This is a genomic window from Siccirubricoccus soli, assembly GCF_024178315.1.
Classification (GTDB): Bacteria; Pseudomonadota; Alphaproteobacteria; order Acetobacterales; family Acetobacteraceae; genus Siccirubricoccus; species Siccirubricoccus soli.
Genome location: NZ_JAMZIK010000185.1, coordinates 24,249 through 31,003 on the forward strand (window position 1 = coordinate 24,249; position 6,755 = coordinate 31,003).

Genomic DNA, 6,755 nt, shown 5'->3' on the forward strand with positions numbered 1-6,755 from the left:
CACCCCGCGTGCTATGAGGCGCCCGAACTGGAGCGGAAGCCGATCCCCCCGGACGGCTCATGGGCGGACCCAAGCGGCGTGAACACGACGACTCCCGACAAGATAACCGGCCAGGTCATGCGCCTCTGCGAGCGCATCATGCCCGGCGCGAGGCCGGTCTTCGTGCCGGTGCACACCCACCCCGACTGCAGGCCGAACGAGTGCTTCCTCAATGTCCGCGCCGCCGTCGGGTTCGGCGGCGGGCGTATCGTCTACGGGTGGGGCATTTGGATCTGGCCGGGCGTGATGGTCGAGGCCGAGCACCACGCGGTCTGGGAACTGCCGGACGGCACGCTGGTCGACATCACCCCCAAGATCCACGGCGAGCGGCGCATCCTCTTCCTGCGGGACGACGGCGCCACCTTCGACTACGAGCGGTTCCGGCGGCGTGACAACGTCCGGCTGGCGCTGTCCTCGAACCCGGTCGTCCAGGAGTTCATCGACGCCGCTGCCGCGATGAACGCCTTCCTTGAGGCGCACTCGGTTGGGCGGGAGATCAAGTTCGACCGGGAGGAGTTCCGGCCGCTCGCAGAGCGAGCCCTGCGGGCCCAGCACGCGGTCTACGACCTCTGCCTAGAGCCCACCGACTTCTGCACCTGCGGTAGCGGGCGCCAGGTGCGGAAATGCTGCGGGATCGAGCGCGCCAAGCGCCCGATCCCGCGTCTGGAAGCCAGCGGCATCCAGCCGGTCTAGCCGAGCTCCGCCTCAAGGGCCTCCAGCCGGGCGGCCTGCTCGAGGTGGCGGCGCCGCTCCGCCCGCACCGCCTCGACCAGCGCGGCGTCGAGCCAGCCCGGCATCGGCCGGTCGCCCGAGACCCAGCGCTGGAGCAGGCTGATGTCGACGCCCACGGCGCTAGAGGGCTGGAGGGCTGGAGGGCTGGACGATGACGCGGGCGAGGGGCATCTGCCACCTCGCCCCGGACAGCGCCTCGCCGACGGCCCGCAGCCTCGCCGGGTCCGTCAGTTCCACGCCTTGCTGAACTCGCGGTCCGCGAAGACCGCCGCGATGCCGGTGATCTGCCGGAGCCGGAGCACCTCGTCGTCAATGAAGCCGATGCAAACACGGCGCGCGGCATCTCCCGCGGGGCGGGCACCGGCCCGCCCGCCGACAGACTCCGGAGGATAAGGGTTTTTGGAGAATGCCCTTTTTTAGCTCAAGGCTTTGTTCCTGCTGTCATCCGGATAGCGTTGGTATCCATTACGGAGCCGCTAAGCGGCCTCCGAGGGCACAGGGATGGTCGGGGGAAGAGGGGACCGGGCTGCTTGGACCCGGCCTCGCTGGCCACTTGGCCCGGCCGAAAGGGTTTTTCCGGAAGCCGAGTAATTCCGGTGGTTTAACCCGTATAAGGTCCGGAGGACATGAGGATTGATTCCGAGAGGCCCCTGCGGGGCCATGCCATTGGGAGCGTAGGCGGCCCCTACCGGGGCCGTCCACCGGGAGCAGAGGGCACGCCCCGACTGCGCCCCGGCTCGGCAGATCTTCGAGGCGCAGCCGAGCTGGCACGGTCGATGAGCCGTTCCGCGGCTCCCCGGCAGTCCACCTTCCGCCAGCGCAGGCCCTCCGGGGCGCAGCCCTTCCCCGGCCTGATCCGGCAAGCGGCGCCGGGAATGCGAAGCGGGCCAGAGGGAACTCCCTCCGGCCCGCCGCACCACCACCACCACGGAAAACCGGTCTGTCCCGAACCGGCCCGCGCCCATCGTCGTACCGGCCGTAGCAAGCGGGAACGCCCCGGGGCTAGGCGTGCTCCTTGGCCCATGTCCTGCCCGGCTCCCGCGGCCTCGACCGGCTCAGGTCGCACAAAGGCTGACGAGGTTCTCTCCCCGGACGATGCGCCCGTCGGCCTCCAGCCGGGCCAGCGCCCGGTAAGTGGCCTCGCGGGTCAGCCCGAGCTCGGCCGCCATCTCGGTCCAGGTCCGGTCGAGGACGACGGAATGACCCTCGCCATGGCCCGGGGCAAGGTTCACGGCCACTGAGGACCGTGCGGCCTCAGACTGCCCGGCTGCCCCGGAAGCGCATGTAGACGCGGAGCCCGTCGCCGCCGAAGGCGACGACGTCGTAGGTGTCGTCGGGCTGGCCGGGTACCTCCATACCAGGCGAGCCGGTCGGCATCGCGGGGACGGCGAGGCCGCGCACGCCAGCGGGGCCCTCGGCGAGCAGCCGCAGGACCGCCTCGGCGGGCACGTGCCCCTCCAGCGCGTAGCCGTCGACCGTGGCCGCGTGGCAGGAGAGCAAGTCCGACGGGATGCCGAGCATGCGGCGGACGGGCGCCACCGAGGCCACGAGGTTGTCCTCGACACGGAACCCGGCGGTGCGCATGTGCTCCACCCAGCCGGTGCAGCAGCCGCAGTTGGGGTCGCGCCAGATCCAGAGCAGCCGTTGGTCGGCAGGCTGCGCCCCCGCGTGTCCCAGGGTTCCTGCGGCAATCGCCGCCCCCAAAAATAGGCGCCGTCTCATCGGATGCTTCCTTCGCTCAATTCACCCACATGCGAGCGTGCCGCCCATCGGTCCGCACGCCGCCGTCGGCCGGTAGATGGGGATGGAGCGGCCGACTTGGACCGGGTCGCCCGGCAACAGTCCGGTGTCAGAGCTCCGCGCGCGGGGCCGCCACCCGGCCGAGCGGGTCGGGAAAGAACCACCAGAACTCCTCGAGCGTGCGCGTCCAGGCAGGCCCTCGGCGGCGTCGGCCGTCACCACGAGGCCGAACGGCAACGGCTCGTCGGCCGGGCATTCCGCCCACTCGTCGGGATCCTCCCAGGCGATCTCCGGGGCGACCGCGGTCCAGCTCGGCAGGAAGACGAAGACCACCTCGGCGTCGGCGTCGCCGTAGTCGCGGGCCTCCTCCAGGAAGAGTTCGGCCATCGTCAACGGCTACAACGCCCTGACCGGCGCCAAGGGGAAACTGGGCCGCTGGGACGAGTACCTCGCCATGCGGCAGGGCATCCTCGCCCTGAACGCTACGCACCGCTGCCTGCTCTCGAACGACCTCGGCGCCGTCGGCGGCCTGCTGTTCGACGTCGGCAGCGGCCGCTACCCGGCGCCGCCACGCGAGGACGATGCGGCGCCAGGGCCGCCTGGGAGGCGGACCTCGCCCGCCTGCGCGACGAGGGCGCCAAGGTAGCCAAGGCGCTGGCCGCGGCCCGCGAGGAGGACGAGACCCAAACCGCAGTCCAGGGCTGGCTGCGCGACCTCGGCCTGTCACTCGGCTACGACGTCTGGATCGCCGCCAGCGACCGGAAACGCCTGCTCGGTGGCGGCAAGCTGGGCGACGGCTGCCTCGCCGTTCTGCCCGGCTTCGGCACCGGCTCGGGCGCGGACGCCGTCCGGCTGATCGACGTGCTGTGGCTCGACAAGGCTTCGAGCCGCATCGTCGCCGCGTACGAGATGGAGCACACCACCTCCATCTCCTCCGGCATGCTCGACCTAGCGCTCGGGCCCGAGGCGCACGCCCTCGAGGGCATGTTCCTCGTCGCGCCGGATGGCCGCGAGGGCGAGGTGCGCGAGCAGCTGGCAAGGCCCGCGTTCAGCCGCGTGGCCGACCTCAAGGTGCGCTACCTGCCCTACGGCGAGCTCAAGGCGAACCGCGAGACCATCGCCAGGTTCGGCCATGGCATGAAGCCGATCCGGGCCATCGCGCGCGAGCTCGTCTAGGGGGCCCGCGGTCAGGCCCAAACCGAGGATGGCGCGGCCAAGCAGGGCCGCGGCGGGACCGGCTTACGGGTACGGGCCGGAGCGGCCGCGCTGGGCGCCCATGGTGTGGTCCATGTGCTGGCAGTAGGTCGCCATCCGCTGCATGTCGGGCGACACCGGCGCGCCCTGCCGGATCTGCTGCCGCATGTCGGCGCAGTGGGCCATCATCGCCTGGTGGCCACCCGGGGCTGGAGCCGTTGCGGCGCTGCTGGTCGGGGCGGGCGCCGCGGCCGCCGGGGGCGCAGCCTGCTGCTGCGGCGCGCAGGCGGAGAGGCCCGCTGCCAGCAGCACCGCCGAGCCCATACCGGCGCTCTTCAATCTCTTCATGCGGTTCTCCTCTCTCCAAAGCGGTTGCTCCGTGGCAACCCCATGCCACCGCAGCGCGGAGTCGACCTTGGGCACGTTCCATCATGTCGAACGCGCGCCGATCCGGCCTTGCGCCAAAACAATCACCTGCTCCGCCGTGCCGCGGCTCCGCCCGTTCCCCCGTGCCATCGCGCGCGAACTCATCTAGGCGGCCGCGCGGGCGCGCCGTGCCTCGTCCACCGCGGGCGGCTTCGGGCAGGCGCAGCGCATGAAGCTCTCCGACGGGCAGGTGACGCAGGCGGCGAGCAGCAGCGACGCCAGCGCGCGCCGCGCTCGGTGGTGCCGCACGTGCAGCGCGTTTGGCAGGATGCCGAGATCCGCCGCCACGCCCTCCCTCTGCTCGCCGCAGAGGTCGAGGCGCCGGATCAGCGCCGCCTGATCGGGCCGCATCGCGCCGAGGAGCGGCTCGATGCAGTCGCAGGCCCACTCGGCAGGCTCCGGCTCCGGGGCAACAAGCGTCTCCGCGAACTCCCGCGGGTCCTCCAGGCACTCCCGGCGGCGCGTGAACTCGCGTCCGTGGTCGGCGAGGGTGGAGGACAGCACGCGCCCCAGCCAGCCGTGGACCCGCTCCGGGTCGCGCAGCTCCCCGGCGCGCTCCAGCGCACGGAGCGCGAAGCGCTGGAGGACGTCGTCGGCGCCGTGGCGGTCGCCGTTCAGCTGCCGGAGAACAACGCCCCGCAGCCTGGCCTGCACCTCGGCGATGGCGCCTCGGACGGCGGCTTCGGCGCAGGGGAGGGGGCCGTCGTGGGCGCGCATGGGTGCTCCTCGCCAGGCGGTCGGCGGCGATGCGGCGGGGCTAAGCCCATGCCGGGCAGGGCGTGGCAGGTCCGCCGCCATTGGCTTAGGAGACGGCCGGAGACGAGGCCACTGTTTCGCGGGCCCGCGCGACGCCGAGCAATGTTTTGTCGCAAACCGGCGGCCCCCGCCGTGCAGGGACGCTCGCTGCGGCGAAGCCTTACGGAACCCGCCCGCCACGAAGACGACGCTGGGACCGTCGCCCCGACCGCTCCCGGCGCAAGGTCGATTCCATCCTCCCCGCTGTAAGGCAGACCCGGGTCCGGCGTCTGTCAGGCGACGCTCACACGACGTCCCAGCGCCCGACGGCGCCAGCAGGGGAAGGACCACCAGCATGCCGAAACTTCAGCCAACGCTCGCCGCGGCCGCGTTCGCGGCCATCGTGCCGCTTCTCCCGCTCCGGGCGGTGGCGGCGGACCGCGATGCGCCCGTCCGGCTCGCCATGATGGACATGATGCCGATGGGCGGCGACGCCGCTCAGCAGGCGGCCCCCGGGGGCGCGGCGATGCCCGGCATGCCGGGCGCGCAGGCGGGGGCGCCAGGACCGGGCGGCATGATGGACGACGACAAGATGCGGATGGGCGGCATGGCGGGGCAAGGCCAGGCCCAATCCCAGATGCCGATGGGCCAGGCGCAGCAGCCGATGGCGGGGTGCGACATGATGGCGATGATGCGGGACATGATGATGCGCCGGGGCGCCATGCCGCAGGGGATGCAACAGGGCGGCGCGGCGCCTGGCATGGGTGCGATGGGCGGCGACCAGCCCGTGGGCGGCTCCGCGGCGCGCCTGGAGGGACGCATCGCCTTCCTCCGCACGGAGCTCCGCATCACGGACGCTCAGGCGCCCGCCTGGGACACCTTCGCCAACACGCTCCGCGCCGGGCGCGAGCACCTCGACGCCGCCCGCGCCGCGCTGCAGGACAGCGGCAGGGCGGCCGACCCCATGGCCAGGCTCGCGTCCTTCGAGAGCCACCTGAGGGAGCGCACCGAGGCCATCCACATGACCCGGATGGCGTTCGACACGCTCTACAGCCAGCTCGACGACGCCCAGAAGCGAACGGCGACCGCCACCATGCTGCCCTTCATCGGGGCCTTCTGAAGGCGTGCGGCGGCCAAGCACTGGACGCGTGGGCGCGGTCGCGGGACTGCTCGGCGCGGCGCTGATCGGGACCGCGGTCGCGCAGACCGACCCCGGCGACCACGGCGCGCACCATCCGGGACAGCCCGCCGGGACCGCGGCACCATCGGCGAGCGTCCCCACGATGCCGTCCATGCCCGCTCCCCAGGCTGGCGCGGGGTGCGGCGGCATGATGGGCTGCATGGGCGGGCCGGGGCGGCCGTTCTACGCCTCCCTCCTGGACATGCCAGCGCTCACGCCCGAGGCACGCCGCCTGATCGAGGCCGAGGCCGAGCGGCGCATCGGATGGGGCTCCCAGGCGATCACATCAGGCCAGGCGCGGCTCCATCATGCGCTCGCCGCGAACGACGCGGCGGCGGTGCAGCAGGCCGCGGCTGGCGTCCGCGAGGGTCTGCTGCTGCTCGAGAGCGGGACGGCGGCGCTGCGCGCCATCGAAGCTGGAACGCCGCCGAGGCAGCTCGCCCTGACCTGGTTCAGGGACCAGCTCGGCCTCCCGCCCGCCGAGGCGGCGCCGATGGAGATGGACGGTGGCCCCTGGGGCCTGTCCTGGTACCACCTGACCTCGATGGCGTTCCTGGTCGCGTTCCTGGTCGGGACCCTCCTGATCCAGCACGCGCGCATGCGGCGGGTCAACGCGCTCGTCCGGCGGCTCTCGCCCGCACCCGCGGCCGGGGCCGCCCCGGGCCCGGCGCCCGCGCCCGGCGGGCCATCCGAACCGGGGCCGCCCGCG

Annotated in this window: 11 protein-coding genes; 5 read left to right on the top strand and 6 right to left on the bottom strand. The window is 72.8% G+C overall.

All coding sequences use genetic code 11. From position 1 onward, the window contains the following. The first annotated feature begins 78 nt into the window (after positions 1 to 78). The gene (locus NJ376_RS24600) at positions 79 to 732 is read left to right on the top strand and encodes a hypothetical protein (RefSeq protein WP_252955929.1); all 654 of its coding nucleotides are present in this window, start codon (positions 79 to 81) and stop codon (positions 730 to 732) included. Here NJ376_RS24600 and NJ376_RS24605 read toward each other — a convergent pair. The 4 genes from NJ376_RS24605 to NJ376_RS24620 form a co-directional block, all read right to left on the bottom strand. Next, positions 729 to 887, bottom strand: a complete 159-nt coding sequence (locus NJ376_RS24605; RefSeq protein ID WP_252955930.1) for a hypothetical protein — start codon at positions 885 to 887, stop codon at positions 729 to 731. The two genes, NJ376_RS24600 and NJ376_RS24605, sit on opposite strands and share 4 nt — an antisense overlap. A 939-nt stretch (positions 888 to 1,826) precedes the next feature. Continuing rightward, complete coding sequence (locus NJ376_RS24610) at positions 1,827 to 2,003, bottom strand: helix-turn-helix domain-containing protein (RefSeq protein ID WP_252955931.1); 177 nt, start codon at positions 2,001 to 2,003, stop codon at positions 1,827 to 1,829. 22 nt (positions 2,004 to 2,025) lie between these two features. Further along, the gene (locus tag NJ376_RS24615; RefSeq protein WP_252955932.1) at positions 2,026 to 2,493 is read right to left on the bottom strand and encodes a DUF411 domain-containing protein; all 468 of its coding nucleotides are present in this window, start codon (positions 2,491 to 2,493) and stop codon (positions 2,026 to 2,028) included. A gap of 21 nt (positions 2,494 to 2,514) precedes the next feature. After that, positions 2,515 to 2,898, bottom strand: a complete 384-nt coding sequence (locus NJ376_RS24620) for a hypothetical protein (RefSeq protein ID WP_252955933.1) — start codon at positions 2,896 to 2,898, stop codon at positions 2,515 to 2,517. A gap of 67 nt (positions 2,899 to 2,965) precedes the next feature. Between NJ376_RS24620 and NJ376_RS29505 the strand changes: the two genes are divergently transcribed. Both NJ376_RS29505 and NJ376_RS29510 read left to right on the top strand, forming a co-directional pair. Then, entirely contained in the window at positions 2,966 to 3,157 is a 192-nt protein-coding gene (locus NJ376_RS29505; RefSeq protein WP_252955934.1) for a hypothetical protein, read from the top strand. A gap of 215 nt (positions 3,158 to 3,372) precedes the next feature. Next, a complete protein-coding gene (locus tag NJ376_RS29510) occupies positions 3,373 to 3,687 on the top strand; it encodes a hypothetical protein (protein ID WP_252955935.1) in 315 nt (104 codons plus the stop codon). A gap of 63 nt (positions 3,688 to 3,750) precedes the next feature. Here the strand turns inward: NJ376_RS29510 and NJ376_RS24635 are convergent, their stop codons facing one another. Then, positions 3,751 to 4,053 carry a hypothetical protein gene (locus tag NJ376_RS24635; protein ID WP_252955936.1) on the bottom strand — a complete coding sequence of 101 codons (303 nt, stop codon included), beginning with the start codon at positions 4,051 to 4,053 and terminating at the stop codon, positions 3,751 to 3,753. A 183-nt stretch (positions 4,054 to 4,236) separates the two neighbouring features. Then, on the bottom strand, positions 4,237 to 4,848 hold the full coding sequence (locus NJ376_RS24640; protein WP_252955937.1) for an RNA polymerase sigma factor: 612 nt from the start codon (positions 4,846 to 4,848) through the stop codon (positions 4,237 to 4,239). A 373-nt stretch (positions 4,849 to 5,221) separates the two neighbouring features. On the opposite strand from NJ376_RS24640, the gene NJ376_RS24645 reads away from it, so the two are divergent. Together NJ376_RS24645 and NJ376_RS24650 are read left to right on the top strand one after the other, a co-directional pair. Continuing rightward, entirely contained in the window at positions 5,222 to 5,986 is a 765-nt protein-coding gene (locus tag NJ376_RS24645) for a Spy/CpxP family protein refolding chaperone (protein WP_252955938.1), read from the top strand. Between the two features lie 28 nt (positions 5,987 to 6,014). After that, positions 6,015 to 6,755: hypothetical protein (locus NJ376_RS24650; RefSeq protein WP_252955939.1), on the top strand; the 741-nt coding region annotated here is incomplete at its 3' end.